Here is a 16,628-nt window from a genome sequence, read left to right as displayed (position 1 = left end):
CGGCGACGGAGTCGTCGTAATGCCTGAAAATGCGGTCTTCCTGGTATACCGCGTTTATTGGATTCACGACGACTCCGTCGCCGATCGCGGGACAAGCCACGCTCCTACAGAAGGCGGCATGTAAGGTCTGTAGCGGTGCACCTTCGGACTGTCGTAAAACACCCAATAACAAGAGAGCGCACGAAGATGGAATACGTCATCGGGGTCGACATCGGCACCCAGAGCACCAAGGCATTGCTGGTCGATGCTCAGGGCCGCATCGTCGCGCAGCACAGTCACAGCTACAAGGTCGATACCCCTAAACCGCGCTGGGCCGAGCAATGGCCTCAGGTGTGGCTGGACGCGGTGGAACTCTGCGTCGCCGCCTGTATGAAAAAAAGCGCCGTGCCCAAAGACAGCGTCAAATCGCTGTGCGTGAGCAGCCTGTATGGCGGCTCCGGCATTGCGGTCGATGCGCAGATCAAACCGCTCTACCCGTGCCTGATCTGGATGGATCGACGCGCCGAAGAACAGGTGGAGTGGGTCAGGCAGAACGTCGATCTGGAACGCCTGCATGCCATCACCGGCAACTCGGTGGACAGCTATTACGGCTTTACCAAGATGCTCTGGCTCAAGGACAAACAACCACGCGTCTGGGCTGAAACCCTGTACCTGTTGCCGCCCAACAGTTACATCAATTACTGCCTGACCGGCGAAGTGGCGGTCGATCACAGCTCGGCCGGCAATATTGGCGGCGTTTACGACGTCGAGGAACGAGGCTGGTCGACAGAAATGCTCGACGCACTGGGTATCCCGCAATCGATGATGCCCGAGCGTCTGGTGCATTCAGGGGACGTGGTCGGTGGCCTGCTGAACGAGTGGGCCGAACGTCTGGGGTTGTCGGCAGGTACGCCTGTGCTGGGCGGCGGCGTTGATGCCGCAATGGCGACGTTCGCTGCGGGCGTCACGCAAGCCGGCAACCATGTCGCGATGATCGGCACCAGCATGTGCTGGGGTTACCTCAATCAACAGGTCGATGCGCGGCATGGCCTGGTCAGCTTTCCCCACGTCTTCAACGGCGCCAGAGACCTCTACATTTTTGGCGGCGCGATTACCGCTGGCGCTTCTGTCAGCTGGTTCCGCGAGCAGTTCTGTCAGGCGGAAGAGCAACAGGGGCGCGAGACGGGCGAAGACAGCCACGTCATCCTCGAACGCGCGGCGACGAAGATTCCGGCGGGCAGCGACGGCGTGCTCTTTCAGCCCTATCTGATGGGCGAGCGCAGCCCGGTCTGGGACGCGAAAGCCAGCGGCAGCTTTGTCGGCCTGAGCCTCTATCACACGCGGATTCACCTGTACCGCGCGGTGCTGGAGGGCGTCACCTACGCGCTGCGCCACAACATCGAGGCCGGGACCAAAGGCGCGCAGTCTCTGGACCCTCGGTTGATCGTGGTCGGTGGCGCGAGCCATTCGGACCTGTGGATGCAGATCATTGCCGACGTCACTAATTTTCCGGTCTACACCATCGTTCAGGAGGTCGAGGCGGCCCTCGGCGCCGCGCTGCTGGCCGCTCATGCAGTCGGGCTGGTCGATGAAGAGCAGGTACACAAAGGCTGGGTTCAACTAGAGCGTCGGGCAGAGCCTCAAGCGGACAACGTCGCGCTCTATTCGCGCCTGTTCGCCGATTACGTGGCGCTGTACCCGGCGCTGAAACCGATCATGCATCGTCTGCAAGGAGCGTGAATGTGAACACCGCCCGTTTTGATTTCAGCGGCCAGCGTGTGCTGGTCACCGGCGCCAGCAGCGGTATCGGTTGGGAAGTTGCCCAGCAGCTGCTCAGCGCCGGCGCCGGCGTGTATGCCATGGGGCGCGATGCGGCTGCATTGGACACACTGGCCGGTCAGGGCTGTAAGGTCTTGCGCGTGGACATGGCCGATCAGGTGCAACTGGCTTCCATACTCGCGCAGTTGCCGGTGATGCACGGCCTGGTCAATTGCGCCGGCATTTCCATTCTGGAAGCGGCGACCGAGGTCAGTGCCTCGGCGTTCGATCAGGTGATGACGGTCAACGTGCGCGCGGCCGCGATGGTGGCGGCCAGCGTGGCCAAGGCGATGATTGGCGAGGGCGTCAAGGGCAGCATCGTCAATGTGTCGAGCCAGGCGTCGCTGGTGGCTCTGAACGACCACCTGAGTTACTGCGCATCCAAAGGTGCCATGGACGCCATGACCCGTGTGCAGTGTGGCGAATGGGGCAAACATGGAATTCGCGTGAACAGCGTCAACCCGACCGTGACCCTGACCCCGATGGCGCAGATGGCCTGGAGCGAGCCAAGCAAGCGCGATCCGGCCTTGGCGGCCATCCCGCTTGGACGCTTTGCCGAGACCTCGGAAGTCGCGGCGCCGATTCTGTTTCTGCTGAGCGACGCGGCGTCGATGATCAGTGGCGTCTCGCTACCGATTGATGGGGGGTATACCAGCAAATAACGTGCAATCTGTAGGCGCGCTTGCCCGCGATGGCGTCTTGTCAGGCAACGCGATGGTTCCAGATAGATCGCCCTCGCGGGACAAGGTGGAGCGCCACCCCGGCAGCTCCTACAGGTTCTGCATCAGCCACTCAGCCCGTCACCCCATTCTCAAGCTCGCCCACAATCACCACCTTCGCCTTCGGCAGGTAGCGATCCTGAATGCGCTCCAGCAACAGGGTCACGGCGCTGCTGCCTGCGCGTGACGCGTCGTGCGCGATGCAGGCGATGGGGATGCCGAAGATATCGGCGAACGGCAACCGGTCGATGCCGCAGATGGGCACGCTCTCGTGCGCGATGTTTCGGTCACGCAGTGCTTTCATCGCACCGAGCGTGATCAATTGGTTAAAGCCGAAGATCGCATCGGGCACTGACTGTTCGCTCAGGTAATCCAGTGTGCTCTGGTACGAAGGCGCCAGGGTGTAATCACCGGCAAACACATCCAGCTGAACCTGCTTGCCGCTTTCTGCGAGGGCAGCTTTCACACCCTTGAGACGCTCCTCGGAAATCCGCGAATGCGCCGGGCCCGTCAACACTAGCAGGCGTGCCATCGCCGGGTTTTGCGACAAGAGGTAGCGCGCGCCTTTCAATCCGCTGTGATAGTTGTCCAACACCACATGGCTGAACGGGCTGTCGTGCAGCGCGCGGTCCAGTTGCACGACAGGAATCTCGCCATTGCTCAGGCGACTGAGGTAAGCGGGCTGATACTCCGGTTCATCCGACACCGGAGACAGGATGATGCCTGCGACGCGATAGCTGAGCAGGGTGTCGACGGCCTTACGCTCCAGCTCTTCCGAACCATCGGTGTCCACCAGCATGATGGTGTAGCCGTGTTTTTTCGCCTCGCGGGAAATCGCCTTGATCATCTCGCTGTAAAACGGGTTGTCCACCGACGCTGTGATCACGCCGATGATCATGCTCTCGCTGCGCTTGAGGCTTCGGGCGAACGCGTTGGGCACATAGTCCAGTTCCTGCGCCACCTCCAGAATCCGCGCCAGGGTTGCGGGCTTGACCAGATCGGGTTTGTTCAACGCACGGGAAACGGTGACCGGCGTCATGTTCACGCGGCGGGCGATGTCGGAAATGGTGACGGGCGTTTTTTTGCTCATTGGACTTCTGGCGACGTTGGAACGGGACAACAGGCGGGAAGGCCGCATCGTTGCAGGATTGCGCAAGGCTAGCACGATGGCGGGCGAACGCGGTGCTGTCACGGCCTCTAATGTTAACGTTTTCATCGCCATATTCCGTGGCTCTGCGCAGATGCCCGGGCGTTCAGTCGAACGCAACGGTTAGCGCTGCGGTCCATTGCCCGGAGAAACTTTTCCAGCGCTTTGTACGCAATCCGCGAATAATGTGTGTCCGTTTAATTGGTCTGGAGGATTCATGACCTCGCCCGCTTCACCTTCTTCCCGCGACTTCTTCATAGCGGCCGCCGCGTTATTGATCGCGATGGTGGGTACCACGCTGCCGACACCGCTTTATGCGATCTATCAGCAACGGCTGGGCTTTGATGCCAGCTGGCTGACGATCATCTTCTCCATTTATGCGGCGGGGGTGATCGCAGCGTTGTTGGCGGTCGGGAGTTGGTCGGATCAGTTGGGGCGGCGGCCGATGTTGCTCGCCGGGTTGTCGATGGGGGCCATCAGCGCGGTGATTTTCCTGTGCACGGATTCCATAGGCGGCTTGCTGATCGGGCGCCTGTTCTCGGGGTTTTCGGCCGGCATCATGACCGGTACGGCGACGGTGGCGGTGATTGAACTGGCGCCAAGATCCTGGAAGAACGCCACGTTGATGGCGACCGCCGCGAACATGCTGGGACTGGGGCTCGGGCCCTTGTTGGCAGGCTTCACCTCGCAGTACCTGGACGATCCGTTGCACCTGATTTTCTACGTGCACCTTGTGTTGTTGCTCCTGGCCGCGCTGGGCATTGCCGTGATTCGCGAGACCGTGAAGCGTCCGGCGCAATTGAAACTCGGCATTCAGAAACCCTCGGTCCCGGCTTCGGTTCGCGGTGTTTTCATCTCGGCGTCGATTGCCGGACTGGCAGGTTTCAGCGTCGCTGGACTGTTCACCAGCATGGTGCCCTCGGTGATGATTCACATCATGGAGGCGCGGGGCGGGCTGGTGATCGGTGCAGTGATCGGCTTGTTCTTCGTGGCATCGATCGTGGGTCAGGCGTCGTTGCAGTGGCTTCCTAAATCGCAACACATGAACCTGGGCTGTGTGGGCTTGATGCTGGGCATGATTTCCCTGGGACTGAGCATCGCCACCGCACAGTTACTGCTGCTCATTCTTGCCGGCCTGCTCGCGGGGATCGGGCAGGGCATGATCCTGCGCTCTGGCATGGGGGCGGTGACCGCGAGCAGTCCGCCTGATCAGAAGGCCGCAGTGACCTCCGCATTCTTTGTGGTGCTCTACGTGTCGATTTCGGTGCCGGTGGTGGCGGTCGGTTTCAGCGTGCAGGCGTTTGGCTTGCCTCATGTCGGCGAGTTTTTCGCATCGCTGGTGGCGCTGGTCGCCTTGCTGGCGATGCTCAGCATGAAGCGGGTGCAGTCCCGGCAAGCGGCTGTTTCATCGGCAGGAAACTGACCGATGACGATCAAGGTCGGCCTTATTGCAGACACCCACGGTCTGCTGCGACCGCAGGCGCTTGAGGCGTTGCGCGGCTGTGATTACCTGATCCACGGTGGCGATATCGGCGAGCCCGGGATTCTCGACGCTCTAAGAGACATCGCGCCGCTGACGGTGGTGCGGGGCAATAACGACACCGACGATGCCTGGGCGTCGCAGGTGCCGTACGAAGCAACCCTGAGGATTGGCGACCTGGCAATCTACGTCACCCATATCCTGGCGGACGTGCCAGACACTTTGCCGTCTGACGTGAGCGTGGTGGTGACCGGGCATTCCCACAAGCCGCTGCAGCAGACGCGACAGGGTGTGCTGTTCATCAACCCGGGCAGCGCCGGGCCACGGCGCTTCAAGCTGCCGATCACGGTCGGGATGCTGCACATCGACGGCCTCGATGTGCGAGGCGAGTTGATCGAGCTGGACCTGAGTTGAAATGCCTGCTGTGGGCGTGAGTTTGCTCACCCCCACAGAGATTTGCGAAGGCCCTACTTCGCAATCGGGTCCAGTCCGCTGGCTTTGATCGCAGGCGCTGCCGCCGACGAGCTCAGGAACTCCAGGAACTGTTTGGCTTGCTCTGGGTGTTTGCTCTTGGTCACGACACCGGCCGAATACAGGGTCATCTGCTGGGCCTGATCAGGGATCAGCCCGATGATGTCGATCCCGTCCACCGGCTTCAATTCACTCAGTTGCTGAAAGCCGATCTCGGCGTCCCCGCGAGCAACCACTTCTCCCACGGGCTCGGCCGGGATCATGTGGCTTTTGCTCTGGATGCGGTCGGCGATGTGCATCTGGTTGAACAGAACGCGTGACAGGTAAACGCCGCTGGCGCTGTCGGAATACGCGATGGTCTTGGCGTCGAGCAGGGTCTGTTTGAACGCTTCCATGGTGCTGATATCAGGGTGCGGCGCGCCGTGACGGACAGCCATGGCGATATAGGATTTGCCCAGATCGACGCGGGTTTTCGGATCGACCTTGCCGTCCTTGATCAGCTTGTCCAGCGCGGCACCCACCATCAGCACCACGTCGGCAGGTTCCTGACGCGCAAGGCGATTGGGGATGGCTTGCGGGGTTGCGCCCATGGACGGTGCCACTTCACCTTGCAGTTTGACGCCCACGCGTTGTTCGTAATCCGGGGTGACGGCCTTGAAGGCGCCCATGATGCCGCCGGAACTCAAGACGATCAGTTGAACAGGGGCGGTGGCCGTTGCCGCGTGGGTAAAAGCCGCAGGAATAAAGGTGATGGCGGCGCTCAGCAGGTAAGGCAGAATTTTTTTCATGAAGATGAACCTGGCGTTGTTAGAGGTGAATCTGACGAATAAAAACAGCGCGGGCAGTATGTGGCAAATGTGCGCTGAGTAAATCCCTTTCTTGCGACCTCGGATTCACAGACGCCATTTGCCACACTGGGTTCAGTTAAAAAAAGGCCGCGCCGGGTGTTGAACCCGGCGCGGCCTGTTTTCCGATTTACACCTTGAAGTGGCTGACCAGCATCTGCAACTGGTTGCCCAGACGGGCCAGTTCGACGCTGGACGCGGCGGTCTCTTCACTGGCGGCGGCGGTCTGTTCGGAGACGTCTCGCACGTTGAGGATGCTGCGGCTGATTTCTTCGGCCACCGAGCTTTGCTGCTCGGCCGCGGCGGCGATCTGCTGGTTCATCGCCTGAATGTTCGAGACGGTGTTGGTAATGCTTTCCAGCGAAGTACCGGCCTTGCGGGTCAGCGCCACGCTGCTGTCGGTGAGGTTGCGACTGCTGAGCATGATGTCCGAGACCTGACGCGTGCCGTTCTGCAGGGCGGCAACCAGGCCTTCGATTTCTTCGGTGGATTGCTGGGTGCGCTGCGCCAGGCCACGGACTTCATCGGCCACGACCGCAAATCCACGGCCGGCTTCGCCTGCGCGAGCGGCTTCGATCGCGGCGTTGAGCGCCAGCAGGTTGGTCTGTTCGGCAACGGCCTTGATCACGTCCATCACCTTGCCGATCTTGTCGCTTTCCTGTTCCAGAACGCTCATGGCGTCCGTGGAGCGGACCACTTCGCTGGCCAGCTTTTCAATCTGTGCAATCGCTTCGCCGACGACTTTGTCGCCATCACGGGCCTGCTTGTCGGCATCGGAGGCGGCGACCGACGCTTGTTCGGCATTGCGCGCGACCTCGTGAACGGTGGCCGACATCTCGTGCATGGCAGTGGCGACCTGGTCGGTCTCTACTTTCTGGCTGTTGACGCCAGCGCTGGTCTGCTCGGTGACCGCAGACAGTTCTTCGGCGGCGCTGGCGATTTGCGTCACGCTGTCCCGGATGCCGCCAATCAGTTCACGCAAGGTGGTGCCCATGCGTTGAATGCCATGCTGCAGCACGCCCAGCTCATCCTTGCGGGTAACGATCATGTCGTGTGACAGATCGCCGGATGCGATGCGGTCGACGACCTTCAGGGTTTCCTGCAACGGGCCGGTGATCTGGCGAGTAATGATCAGCGCCGCCAGGGCACCGAAGATCAGCGCCAGCAGGGTACCGCCGATTTGCAACGTGCGCGCTTCATGAACATCGGACTCGCCCAGCGTGTTCTGAATGTCGATCAGTTGCTGGCTCAGTTTGATGATCTGGGCTTGCTCTTCGGTCATCTCGGCGCGCGCGGCGTTGATGCTGTCGGTGGCGGCTTTGAAGCCTTGAACCGAGTTGCGGTACCCGATCAGCGACGCTTCCAGCTGTTTCAACCGATCGGCATGCGTACTGCCGAACGTCGCATTCAATTTCTCAAGGCCACTGATGGCGGCAGACAGCTGACGAGTGGCGGCTTCTTCAGTCTTGGCGTTGACGTTGCCGGTGTAACCGCGCACTTCGTAGCGCACCAGCATGACGTCTTCTTTGGCCTTGATGATGGTCTGGTACTGTTCGAAACGACGTTCGTCGGTCGGGTCCAGCTTCATCACGTCAGCGTTGATCGCAGCGATCAACTCGGCCGCCTTCACGGCATCGACACCCATATCGGCGCGTACTTTGGCGCTGGTCTTATAGCCATCGCGCATCTTGTTCAGTGAGTTCTGATAGGCACTGATCTGATCGCCCAACGCTTTGATCGCGGGTACGTTCAGCGGGTTGCTGAACGTGGTCTGCAGGTATTGCTGTTGAGCCTTGTAGGTGTCCAGGGCGGTCTGCACGGTTTGGGCCACGGCCTCATCGCCGTTGCTGAGCATGTATTGCAGACGGGTCACGCGCAGGTCGGTGAGTTTGTAGCCGAGTTTGGTGATGTCTGCCACGCGATCACTGCGGAACGTCATGTTGCCCAGGCTGTTCCAGCCGATCAGTGCAAGCAGGGCAGTAAAAACGAGTACGACACCGAACCCGAGGGCCAGCTTCATATTGACGCTGATGTTGGCGAACCAGCTCTTCATCACAATTCTCCAGAATGTCCATTTTTTGAAATCGTCAGCTGGAGAGTTGTTGTTCTATAAAGCCAGCAAAACATTCAAATGTACGAATGCATCGGCGGGAACCGGGAAATCTGTAAGAAATGTCGGAGCAATGGCGGGATTTTTTCTTACCGGGACGCGTGGAGAGCCTTGGCATGGGCGTTCGCGGAGCCCAAAAACAATCAAGCCCGGCAAAGGCCGGGCTGGGAGGGAGCGAAGGGTGAATCAGCTCAGGCGGCTTGCACCGACGTGATCAGCACCATCAGCAGCGACGCGACCCATGTTGGTGTGATCAGAACCGTTTTCAGCGACACGGTTGGCGCCTACGCGGTCAGCACCATCAGCAGCGATGCGGCCCAGTTGGGTGTGGTCAGAACCGTTTTCAGCAACGCGGTTGGCACCTACGCGGTCAGCACCGTCAGCAGCGACGCGACCCATGTTGGTGTGATCAGAACCGTTTTCAGCGACACGGTTAGCACCAACGCGGTCAGCGCCATCAGCCGCCACACGGTTGGCACCGACACGATCGGCGCCGTCAGCAGCGATGCGACCCAGGCCGGTGTGGTCAGAACCGTTTTCGGCAACGACCGGCGAATTCAGGTGTTGGCTGGCATCGACAGCGGGCAAAGCGAATGCGCTGCTTGCCAGTACGGAGAAGGCCAGGCCAAGGATCAGTGAGTTGGTTTTCATGAGGGTTGCTCCAGAATTCGTCAGTTGTTAACTCGGTATGGAGGCAATGTTACGCGGCGCTGGATTATTAAGAAGTCAATCGTATTGGTAGCGATCATCGCTGTGGTTGATAGTGGGAAAGTCCCCACGGGCGAATGAAGAAACACGGAGTACCCTCGATCCGGTTTGAGACGATTGCGCAAAAGCTTGAGCGGATCGCACGTAACCTGAGATCCGCGTCTCCTTAACCTTGAGTCCACTGAAATCACCAAGGGCTCAACGCCATGCTCACGCTCAATACCCTGCTGCAAAAGGCTTCCCGCCTCGACAAACTCGGCATCCACCTGATCAGGATCGGCGTCGCCATCATCTTTATCTGGATCGGTGCATTGAAGTTCGTGCCCTACGAGGCCGACAGCATTACCCCGTTCGTGGCCAACAGCCCGGTGATGTCGTTCTTTTATGAACACCCGCACGAGTACAAGGAGCACCTGACCCACGAAGGCCAACTGGACCCGGTCAAACGCGAATGGCAGGTCAGCAACCACACCTATGCGTTCTCCGACGGTCTGGGCACCGTCGAAATCCTGATCGGCTTGCTGGTGCTGTCATACGGGTTCTCTCGTCGTCTGGGCATGCTCGGTTCGATCCTCGCCTTCCTGACGCCCATCGTGACCCTTTCGTTTCTCTTCACGACACCCGAAGCCTGGGTCTCCAACCTTGGCGATGCCAACTATGGATTCCCTTACCTCTCTGGCGGAGGCCGTCTGGTGCTCAAGGATGTGCTGATGCTCGCAGGCGCGGTGGTGATGATTGCGGACTCGGCGCGTCAGTTGCTGCGGTCTGGCAAGACAATACAGTGACGGGTACCGAGACCCTGAAGACGGGCCTGATGGCGTCAGCATTTCGTCGAGCAATCTGACGAACAGTTGACCATCAGGTCTGTGCATGACCCTTTAGTCAGACGCGTCAAACGCTGACGTCAACTTTCCCTCCCTCGTCTGTATCAGGGATGAAATATTTCAACTGTCGAGGTTGGGCCGAACAAAATACCGTGTACTGGCTTCAGTCTCCGCCGAGGGTGGCGGTCTTCTAACCAGTATGGAAGTTGCGTTATGAAACCTGTTCAGCGATTCACCACACTCGACAGTTTCAGAGGTGTTTGCGCATTGCTGGTCGTGTTCTTCCACCTGCATGTGGTCGACACGTTCATCCAGCTGCCGTTCTTCCGACGAGACGAGGTACTGCTCAATTTCTTCTTTGTCCTCAGTGGTTTTGTTCTCGCTCACACCTACGGCATGAAGCCGAATCTTTCGTTCAAATCCTTCTTCATTTCCCGCGTGTTCCGCCTCTATCCGCTGCACCTGGTGATGCTGGCCGTATTCATCCTGTTCGAGACGGTCCGCTGGATCGCCTACAACAAGGGTTTCTATCTGAACAACGTGCCTTTTACCGGGCTTTTCGCGCCGAAGGAAATCCTGCCCAACCTGTTCCTGGTTCAGGCCTGGACCACACTGACGGAAACCATGTCGTTCAATTATCCGTCCTGGACCATCAGCATCGAGTTCTACATCTATATGCTGTTCGGCGCCCTGTGCATGTTCTCCATGAGAAACCGCTTCCTGCTGTTCGCCGCGATATCGCTGACGGCCTTTGCCTTGATCTTTTCCGAGAACGAGCCCTTGGTCGAGCGGGCAATGCTCGGGTTGTCCTGCTTCTTCGCGGGCAACATCACCTATGTGGTGTACCTGCTCATCCGGGACAAGTTCGTGCCCCGGCCTTGGCTGATGACCGTTCTTGAGTGCGCGATGATGTACGCGACCTACTGGATCGTGATGAACGACTTCGACTATCGCTCGCCCGTTGGCAGCCTGACGTTTTGCGGGTTGGTGTTGCTGTTCGCGTTCGAAGGCGGCCTGGTGTCTGCGCTGCTTAAGACCGGCGTGTTCGTCCTGCTGGGCAAACTGTCGTACTCGATCTACATGACCCATGCAGCGTTCCTGTTCTGCCTCTCGACGGTGTTCATCGTGGCGCAGAAAGTCACGGGCCTGGAGCTGGCGCCGATGATCGGCGGTCAGCGCTTCATGGACACAGGATCGATGCTCGGCAACAACCTGTTTGTGGTGGCGGTTGCTGTGTTTTGTGTCGTGATTGCAGGGTTCGCGCACAAGTACGTCGAGATGAAAGGCTACGAACTGGGCAAACGCGTGCTTGGAGGTTCTGCCAACGCCAAAACGGCGGCGGACAAGCAGGGGGCACTGCCCGCCATGGAACAGCGGGTTGATCGAGTGGCATAAGCCATTGCGGGCTCAGCTCGCCTACGGGTGTGATGAGTCCTTCAACCGCGCAACCATTGCACCATCCCCAGGCCTGCCGCGCGGCCGCTGGCAAAGCAGGCCGTGAGCAGATAGCCGCCGGTAGGGGCTTCCCAGTCGAGCATTTCTCCGGCGCAGAACACGCCCGGCAAAGGCTTGAGCATGAGGCGCTCGTCGAGGGCCTCAAAGGGAACGCCGCCCGCCGTGCTGATGGCCTCGTCCAACGGGCGGGGCCTGATCAGCGTCAATGGCAACCGCTTCACGGCCTGGGCCAGCTGCGCCGGATCAGCGAACGCCTCGACAGGCGCCAATTCACGCAGCAATCCTGCCTTCACGCCGTCGATGCCAAGCTGACTGTGCAAGTGCTTGGACATGGAGCGGGCGCCGCGTGGTTTGCTCAATGCTTTCTGCACATCGGTCAGGCTTTTCCCCGGCAGCAGATCGATCTCCACCGTGGCCGAGCCCTGTTGATTGATCGCCTCACGGATCTGCGCCGACAGCGCGTAGACCAGACTGCCTTCGACACCGGTCTGGGTCAGCACGCATTCGCCCAGCCGCAGAGGATGCCCTTGCAGGCCGATGGCGATGTTCTTCAGTGGCGCGCCTGCAAACTTGTCGCGCAACAGATCGCTCCAGGACGACACCTCGAAACCGCAGTTCGCGGCTTGAAGGGGTGCGACGGGCACACCGCGTTCCTCAAGTAACGGCAACCACGCGCCGTCCGAGCCCAGGCGTGCCCAACTGGCGCCACCTAATGCGAGCAACGTCGCCGCGGGCTGGAGAGTCAGTTCGCCTTCCGGGTGGGCAATGCGCAGGCTGTGGTCGGCATTCCAGCCCAGCCAGCGGTGGCGGGTGTGGATAACGACACCCGCGTCGCGCAGACGCTTGAGCCAGGCGCGCAGCAGCGGCGCGGCTTTCATGTCCGTGGGAAATACGCGGCCCGAACTGCCGACGAACGTTTGAATGCCCAGCCCGTGAATCCATTCGCACAACGCCTCGGCACCGAAGCCGCGCAGCAGTGGCGCAATCATCGGGGCGCGTTCGGCATAGCGCGACAGAAATGCCGGGTAGGCCTCGGAGTGGGTGATGTTCATCCCGCCCACGCCGGCCAGCAGAAACTTGCGTCCCACCGACGGCATTGCGTCGTACAGATCGACCTTGAAGCCCGCCTGGCTCAACACTTCGGCCGCCATCAAACCGGCAGGGCCGCCGCCGATGATGGCAACAGTGGGGGCAGGGGAGGACGTGTCTGAGGTCATGGGCAAGCTGCGGATCGTTGACGTGGGGCGCGCATTCTAACTGAGGTGCAGGGCAAACGAACGGCCTGTGGACAACTATTGAGCAAAAAACATACAACCCGCTCTACACCTTGCACCATATGGCGTCTGTCGCGTTGCGCTCAGGTTATCCACAGGCGGTTCCACAGTGGATGTGGGTAAGCCTGTTCGCGCCCGGTTGCTATAACCCTTCCGAGCTCCATACCCGCTGCGCGCTGTGATGCAGAATCCCGTGCCGACGCGCCAAGGCTTCGCGGTCCTTGCTGTAACCGCCGCCGATCACCCCCATCACCGGAATGTCTCGCGCCAGGCAATGGCGCATCACGGCTTCATCGCGACGCGCCACGCCGTCGTCGGTCAATTGCAGGTAGCCCAGCGCATCGTCCTTGTGCACGTCGACACCCGCGTCATAGAGCACCAGGTCGGGTCGATACAGCGGCAGCAGGTAATTGAGCGTGTCATCGACTACCTTCAGGTAATCGTCGTCGCCCATGCCCATCGGCAGCGGAATGTCCCAATCACTCTGGGCCTTGCGCGCGGGGAAGTTTTTTTCACAATGCAGCGAGACGGTGATCGCGTCGTCCGTGTGTTCGAGAATCCGCGCCGTACCATCGCCTTGATGGACGTCGCAGTCGAAGATCAACACCCGGTCGACCCGCCCGCTTTGCAGCAGGTAATGGCTGATGATCGCCAGGTCGTTGAAGATGCAGAACCCCGCAGGATAATCGTAATGCGCGTGATGGGTGCCGCCCGCCAGGTGACAGGCCAGACCGTGCTGCAGCGCCTTCTCGGCGGTCAGCAACGACCCGCCGACGGCGCGCACGGTGCGTCGGGCCAGGTCTTCGCTCCAGGGCAGCCCCAGACGACGCTGATCTTCGCGCGACAAGTCGCCATCCATGTAACGCCGGATGTACGAAGGGTCATGGGCAAGCGCGAGAATATCGTCCGGGCAGACCTCTGGACGGAATAACTGAGCATCCGTGGTCAGTCCGCTGTCAATAAGGTGGTCGTGCAACAGGCGGAATTTGTCCATCGGGAAACGATGGTCGGGCGGGAACGCCGGACTGTAGTCTTCGTGATAGATAAGCGGCAGGGACATAGTGCGTACGCGTAGGGTTCGACGGGGAATCTTGCCAGTTATGACCGCGACCGCACAGCGATTTGGCGCGTGCCGTCGTGGTTGTAACGGGTAAACACTTTGAGGTGCGGGGCAGGGGAGATGTTCAATGGAGCCGATACTTGAGCTCAACAGCGCACGCTTGTTGATGCGTCAGTGGCGAGATGATGATTTGCCAGCCTTTGCACACATGTGCGCCGATCCACAGGTGATGCGGTATTTTCCTGCGCTGCTCACACGGCTCGAAAGCGCCAAGATGATTGGTCGCGTGCGGGGGCATTTTGCTGAATACGGCTTTGGTCTGTGGGCGCTGGAACGTAAGGACACCGGGGAATTCATCGGTTTCACCGGGCTGAACGTGGTGGGTTTCGACGCGGCATTCACCCCTGCGGTGGAAATCGGCTGGCGCCTGGCCCGCGAACACTGGGGCCTGGGGTATGCCAGTGAAGCGGCCTGGACGGTCCTGGGCTGCGGGTTCGAGCATGTCGAGCTGGACGAAATCGTGTCGTTCACAGCGGTCAGTAATCTGCCGTCGCAGAAAGTCATGCAAGCCATCGGCATGCAGAACACGCCGGCCGATGATTTCGATCATCCGAATCTGCCAGAAGGCCACCCGCTGCGGCCTCACGTGCTCTATCGCATCAACCGCCAGCAGTGGCTGGCGACCTTGTGAATCGTGGGAATCGGGCTACAAACACCTGTATCATCTCGCCCACCGCCCCGTGACGGCTGTGCTTCGGCCTCCGTGGGCGGTCTGTGCAATGAATGGTGTGTGACGACTGTGTGCGAGGAGCCCCGAATGAGCCATGTGCTGGATGATCTGGTGTCGCTGTTGAGCCTGGAACCGATTGAAGAGAACCTCTTCCGTGGGCGTAGCCAGGACCTTGGTTTTCGCCAGCTGTTTGGCGGTCAGGTGCTTGGCCAATCGTTGTCGGCGGCCAGCAAAACGGTGGAGGACGAGCGCCATGTTCATTCCCTGCACGGCTATTTTCTGCGTCCCGGCGATGCCCATCTTCCGGTCGTCTATCAGGTTGATCGCGTGCGCGATGGCGGCAGTTTCAGCACCCGCCGCGTGACGGCCATCCAGAAAGGCCAGCCCATTTTCACCTGCAGTGCATCGTTCCAGTACGACGAAGAAGGGTTCGAACACCAGAGCCAGATGCCTCAGGTGGTCGGCCCGGAAAACCTGCCGTCTGAAGTCGAACTGATGCGTCAGCGCGAGCACCTGATTCCTGCGCACATGAAGGACAAGCTGCTGTGCCCGAAACCCATCGAGTTTCGCCCGATGACTGAGTCCGACCCGTATAACCCCCAGCCGACCGATCCGGTGAAGTACGTCTGGTTCCGCGCCGACGGCACGCTCCCGGACATCCCGGCGTTGCACAAGTACATGCTCGCCTACGCGTCCGACTTCAATCTGCTCACCACCTCGCTGCTGCCTCACCGCAAGACGGTTTGGCAGAAAGACATGCAGATCGCCAGCCTCGACCATTCGCTGTGGTTTCACGGGGAACTGCGAGCCGATGACTGGTTGCTGTACGCCATGGACAGCCCATGGGCGGGCAACTCGCGTGGCTTCTCGCGGGGCAGCGTCTACAACCGGGCCGGCAAGCTCGTCGCGTCGGTCAGTCAGGAAGGCCTGATTCGCCATCGCAAGGACTGGTCGTGAGCCTCTCGCAACTGCGTCACTGGGTGTTCGACATGGACGGCACCCTGACCATCGCCGTGCATGATTTTCCCGCCATCAAGCGCGCGTTGGACATCCCGCAGGAAGACGACATTCTGAGCCATCTGGCGGCATTGCCGGCGGACGTTGCCGCGCAGAAGCATGCGTGGTTGCTGGAACATGAGCGCGAGCTCGCCGTCGCGTCGAAACCGGCGCCGGGAGCGGTCGAGCTGGTCCGGGAACTGGCCGTGCGAGGCTATCGATTGGGCATCCTCACCCGCAATGCGCGAGAACTGGCGCATGTCACGCTGGAGGCGATTGGCATTGCCGACTGTTTCAACGTGGAAGACGTGCTCGGGCGCGATGAAGCGCTGCCCAAACCTGATCCCGGCGGATTGCTGAAACTGGCCCAGGCCTGGAACGTCGAGCCCTCGCAGATGGTGATGGTCGGCGATTACCAGTTCGACCTGGCCTGCGGGAAAGCGGCGGGCACCCATACGGTGCTGGTCAACCTCCCGGAAAACCCCTGGCCGGAACTCACGGACTGGCATGCGAGTGATTGTGGGGTGTTGCGGGAGATGCTGCAGCAAGGACGCGATACCTGATACCTGTGCAACCGGTGGGAGCGAGCAAGCTCGCGAAGGCTGACGTACAGCCGACATCAATACATCGAATGTATTGACGCATGCGCGAACTAGCTCGCTTTTATGGTGTGCATTTCCACTGTTTGGGGTGACGGCTGAGGGTTTGGTTTGTCCTGACGGCCAAACTGTTCCGCCTTCGGCGGGTTAATTGAAAGGACACCAAGTAACCAAGTGTCTTTGCTCCTGGCTTGGTTCCTCCTTCGTCGGAATACCTTCACTCCGGCGACGCTCCGTGGGCCCGCGCCGAACGGACATCCATGTCCTTGCGGCGCTCTCGCGGCATCCATGCCGCTCGGCCCACTCCACGCCGCCTGCGTTCAGCCTGCACCCAAGTCGCGTTTTGTGGTGTCTGGGCTGCTGCGGTATGAAGATCAAGAGCGAAGCGCGCTTTGCGCTGTTTTGGGTAAAGA

The 16,628-nt window shown here is 60.2% G+C and carries 15 protein-coding genes and 1 pseudogene; 9 read left to right on the top strand and 7 right to left on the bottom strand.

Annotation, left to right across the window (positions count from 1 at the left end; genetic code table 11):
* Positions 1–186: 186 nt before the first annotated feature.
* Both BLS87_RS23825 and BLS87_RS23820 read left to right on the top strand, forming a co-directional pair.
* On the top strand, positions 187–1,719 hold the full coding sequence (locus BLS87_RS23825; RefSeq protein ID WP_074756311.1) for an FGGY-family carbohydrate kinase: 1,533 nt from the start codon (positions 187–189) through the stop codon (positions 1,717–1,719).
* A gap of 2 nt (positions 1,720–1,721) precedes the next feature.
* On the top strand, positions 1,722–2,459 hold the full coding sequence (locus BLS87_RS23820; protein WP_074756309.1) for an SDR family oxidoreductase: 738 nt from the start codon (positions 1,722–1,724) through the stop codon (positions 2,457–2,459).
* A 130-nt stretch (positions 2,460–2,589) separates the two neighbouring features.
* Here BLS87_RS23820 and BLS87_RS23815 read toward each other — a convergent pair whose 3' ends face one another.
* Entirely contained in the window at positions 2,590–3,606 is a 1,017-nt protein-coding gene (locus tag BLS87_RS23815) for a LacI family DNA-binding transcriptional regulator (protein WP_074756307.1), read from the bottom strand.
* Between the two features lie 274 nt (positions 3,607–3,880).
* Between BLS87_RS23815 and BLS87_RS23810 the strand changes: the two genes are divergently transcribed.
* Both BLS87_RS23810 and BLS87_RS23805 read left to right on the top strand, forming a co-directional pair.
* Positions 3,881–5,086: an MFS transporter gene (locus BLS87_RS23810; RefSeq protein WP_074756305.1), complete on the top strand. Its 1,206-nt coding sequence runs from the start codon at positions 3,881–3,883 to the stop codon at positions 5,084–5,086.
* A 3-nt stretch (positions 5,087–5,089) separates the two neighbouring features.
* Positions 5,090–5,557 carry a metallophosphoesterase family protein gene (locus BLS87_RS23805; protein ID WP_167362096.1) on the top strand — a complete coding sequence of 156 codons (468 nt, stop codon included), beginning with the start codon at positions 5,090–5,092 and terminating at the stop codon, positions 5,555–5,557.
* Positions 5,558–5,610: 53 nt separating this feature from the next.
* On the opposite strand, the gene BLS87_RS23800 is transcribed toward BLS87_RS23805, so the two are convergent.
* From BLS87_RS23800 to BLS87_RS34745, 4 genes and pseudogenes are all read right to left on the bottom strand, one after another.
* Positions 5,611–6,402 carry a substrate-binding domain-containing protein gene (locus tag BLS87_RS23800; protein ID WP_074756303.1) on the bottom strand — a complete coding sequence of 264 codons (792 nt, stop codon included), beginning with the start codon at positions 6,400–6,402 and terminating at the stop codon, positions 5,611–5,613.
* Positions 6,403–6,589: 187 nt separating this feature from the next.
* Positions 6,590–7,303 carry a methyl-accepting chemotaxis protein gene (locus BLS87_RS35345; protein WP_425262249.1) on the bottom strand — a complete coding sequence of 238 codons (714 nt, stop codon included), beginning with the start codon at positions 7,301–7,303 and terminating at the stop codon, positions 6,590–6,592.
* Between the two features lie 141 nt (positions 7,304–7,444).
* A pseudogene (locus BLS87_RS35340) lies at positions 7,445–8,398 on the bottom strand (methyl-accepting chemotaxis protein); the annotation flags it as partial.
* Between the two features lie 357 nt (positions 8,399–8,755).
* The gene (locus tag BLS87_RS34745) at positions 8,756–9,220 is read right to left on the bottom strand and encodes a hypothetical protein (RefSeq protein ID WP_074756299.1); all 465 of its coding nucleotides are present in this window, start codon (positions 9,218–9,220) and stop codon (positions 8,756–8,758) included.
* A gap of 263 nt (positions 9,221–9,483) precedes the next feature.
* Here BLS87_RS34745 and rclC point away from each other — a divergent pair, with 263 nt between their 5' ends.
* Both rclC and BLS87_RS23780 read left to right on the top strand, forming a co-directional pair.
* Complete coding sequence (rclC, locus tag BLS87_RS23785; RefSeq protein WP_074756298.1) at positions 9,484–10,062, top strand: reactive chlorine resistance membrane protein RclC; 579 nt, start codon at positions 9,484–9,486, stop codon at positions 10,060–10,062.
* Positions 10,063–10,314: 252 nt separating this feature from the next.
* On the top strand, positions 10,315–11,496 hold the full coding sequence (locus BLS87_RS23780; protein WP_074756296.1) for an acyltransferase family protein: 1,182 nt from the start codon (positions 10,315–10,317) through the stop codon (positions 11,494–11,496).
* Positions 11,497–11,537: 41 nt separating this feature from the next.
* On the opposite strand, the gene BLS87_RS23775 is transcribed toward BLS87_RS23780, so the two are convergent.
* The gene (locus BLS87_RS23775; protein WP_074756294.1) at positions 11,538–12,773 is read right to left on the bottom strand and encodes a TIGR03862 family flavoprotein; all 1,236 of its coding nucleotides are present in this window, start codon (positions 12,771–12,773) and stop codon (positions 11,538–11,540) included.
* 199 nt (positions 12,774–12,972) lie between these two features.
* Positions 12,973–13,890, bottom strand: a complete 918-nt coding sequence (locus BLS87_RS23770) for a histone deacetylase family protein (RefSeq protein ID WP_074756292.1) — start codon at positions 13,888–13,890, stop codon at positions 12,973–12,975.
* 127 nt (positions 13,891–14,017) lie between these two features.
* Here BLS87_RS23770 and BLS87_RS23765 point away from each other — a divergent pair, with 127 nt between their 5' ends.
* The 3 genes from BLS87_RS23765 to BLS87_RS23755 all read left to right on the top strand — a co-directional run bounded on the left by BLS87_RS23765 (position 14,018) and on the right by BLS87_RS23755 (position 16,179).
* Complete coding sequence (locus BLS87_RS23765) at positions 14,018–14,581, top strand: GNAT family N-acetyltransferase (protein WP_074756290.1); 564 nt, start codon at positions 14,018–14,020, stop codon at positions 14,579–14,581.
* A gap of 126 nt (positions 14,582–14,707) precedes the next feature.
* Positions 14,708–15,577, top strand: a complete 870-nt coding sequence (tesB, locus tag BLS87_RS23760) for an acyl-CoA thioesterase II (RefSeq protein ID WP_074756288.1) — start codon at positions 14,708–14,710, stop codon at positions 15,575–15,577.
* Entirely contained in the window at positions 15,574–16,179 is a 606-nt protein-coding gene (locus BLS87_RS23755; RefSeq protein ID WP_074756286.1) for an HAD family hydrolase, read from the top strand. The genes tesB and BLS87_RS23755 overlap by 4 nt, the downstream gene beginning before the upstream one ends.
* Positions 16,180–16,628: the final 449 nt, after the last annotated feature.

It is taken from the genome of Pseudomonas abietaniphila (assembly GCF_900100795.1).
Taxonomy (GTDB): domain Bacteria; phylum Pseudomonadota; class Gammaproteobacteria; order Pseudomonadales; family Pseudomonadaceae; genus Aquipseudomonas; species Aquipseudomonas abietaniphila.
The sequence above is the reverse complement of the archived record's forward strand: the minus strand, read 5'-3'. Positions and strand labels throughout refer to the sequence as shown.

Bases quoted from the DNA above. Each gene is read 5' to 3' on its own strand.
- BLS87_RS23805 (WP_167362096.1), top strand. From the start codon at position 5,090: ATGACGATCAAGGTCGGCCTTATTGCAGACACCCACGGTCTGCTGCGA.
- BLS87_RS23815 (WP_074756307.1), bottom strand. From the start codon at position 3,606: ATGAGCAAAAAAACGCCCGTCACCATTTCCGACATCGCCCGCCGCGTG.
- BLS87_RS23810 (WP_074756305.1), top strand. From the start codon at position 3,881: ATGACCTCGCCCGCTTCACCTTCTTCCCGCGACTTCTTCATAGCGGCC.
- BLS87_RS23775 (WP_074756294.1), bottom strand. From the start codon at position 12,773: ATGACCTCAGACACGTCCTCCCCTGCCCCCACTGTTGCCATCATCGGC.
- BLS87_RS34745 (WP_074756299.1), bottom strand. From the start codon at position 9,220: ATGAAAACCAACTCACTGATCCTTGGCCTGGCCTTCTCCGTACTGGCA.
- rclC (WP_074756298.1), top strand. From the start codon at position 9,484: ATGCTCACGCTCAATACCCTGCTGCAAAAGGCTTCCCGCCTCGACAAA.
- BLS87_RS35345 (WP_425262249.1), bottom strand. From the start codon at position 7,303: ATGCACGAGATGTCGGCCACCGTTCACGAGGTCGCGCGCAATGCCGAA.
- BLS87_RS23780 (WP_074756296.1), top strand. From the start codon at position 10,315: ATGAAACCTGTTCAGCGATTCACCACACTCGACAGTTTCAGAGGTGTT.
- tesB (WP_074756288.1), top strand. From the start codon at position 14,708: ATGAGCCATGTGCTGGATGATCTGGTGTCGCTGTTGAGCCTGGAACCG.
- BLS87_RS23770 (WP_074756292.1), bottom strand. From the start codon at position 13,890: ATGTCCCTGCCGCTTATCTATCACGAAGACTACAGTCCGGCGTTCCCG.
- BLS87_RS23825 (WP_074756311.1), top strand. From the start codon at position 187: ATGGAATACGTCATCGGGGTCGACATCGGCACCCAGAGCACCAAGGCA.
- BLS87_RS23800 (WP_074756303.1), bottom strand. From the start codon at position 6,402: ATGAAAAAAATTCTGCCTTACCTGCTGAGCGCCGCCATCACCTTTATT.
- BLS87_RS23765 (WP_074756290.1), top strand. From the start codon at position 14,018: ATGGAGCCGATACTTGAGCTCAACAGCGCACGCTTGTTGATGCGTCAG.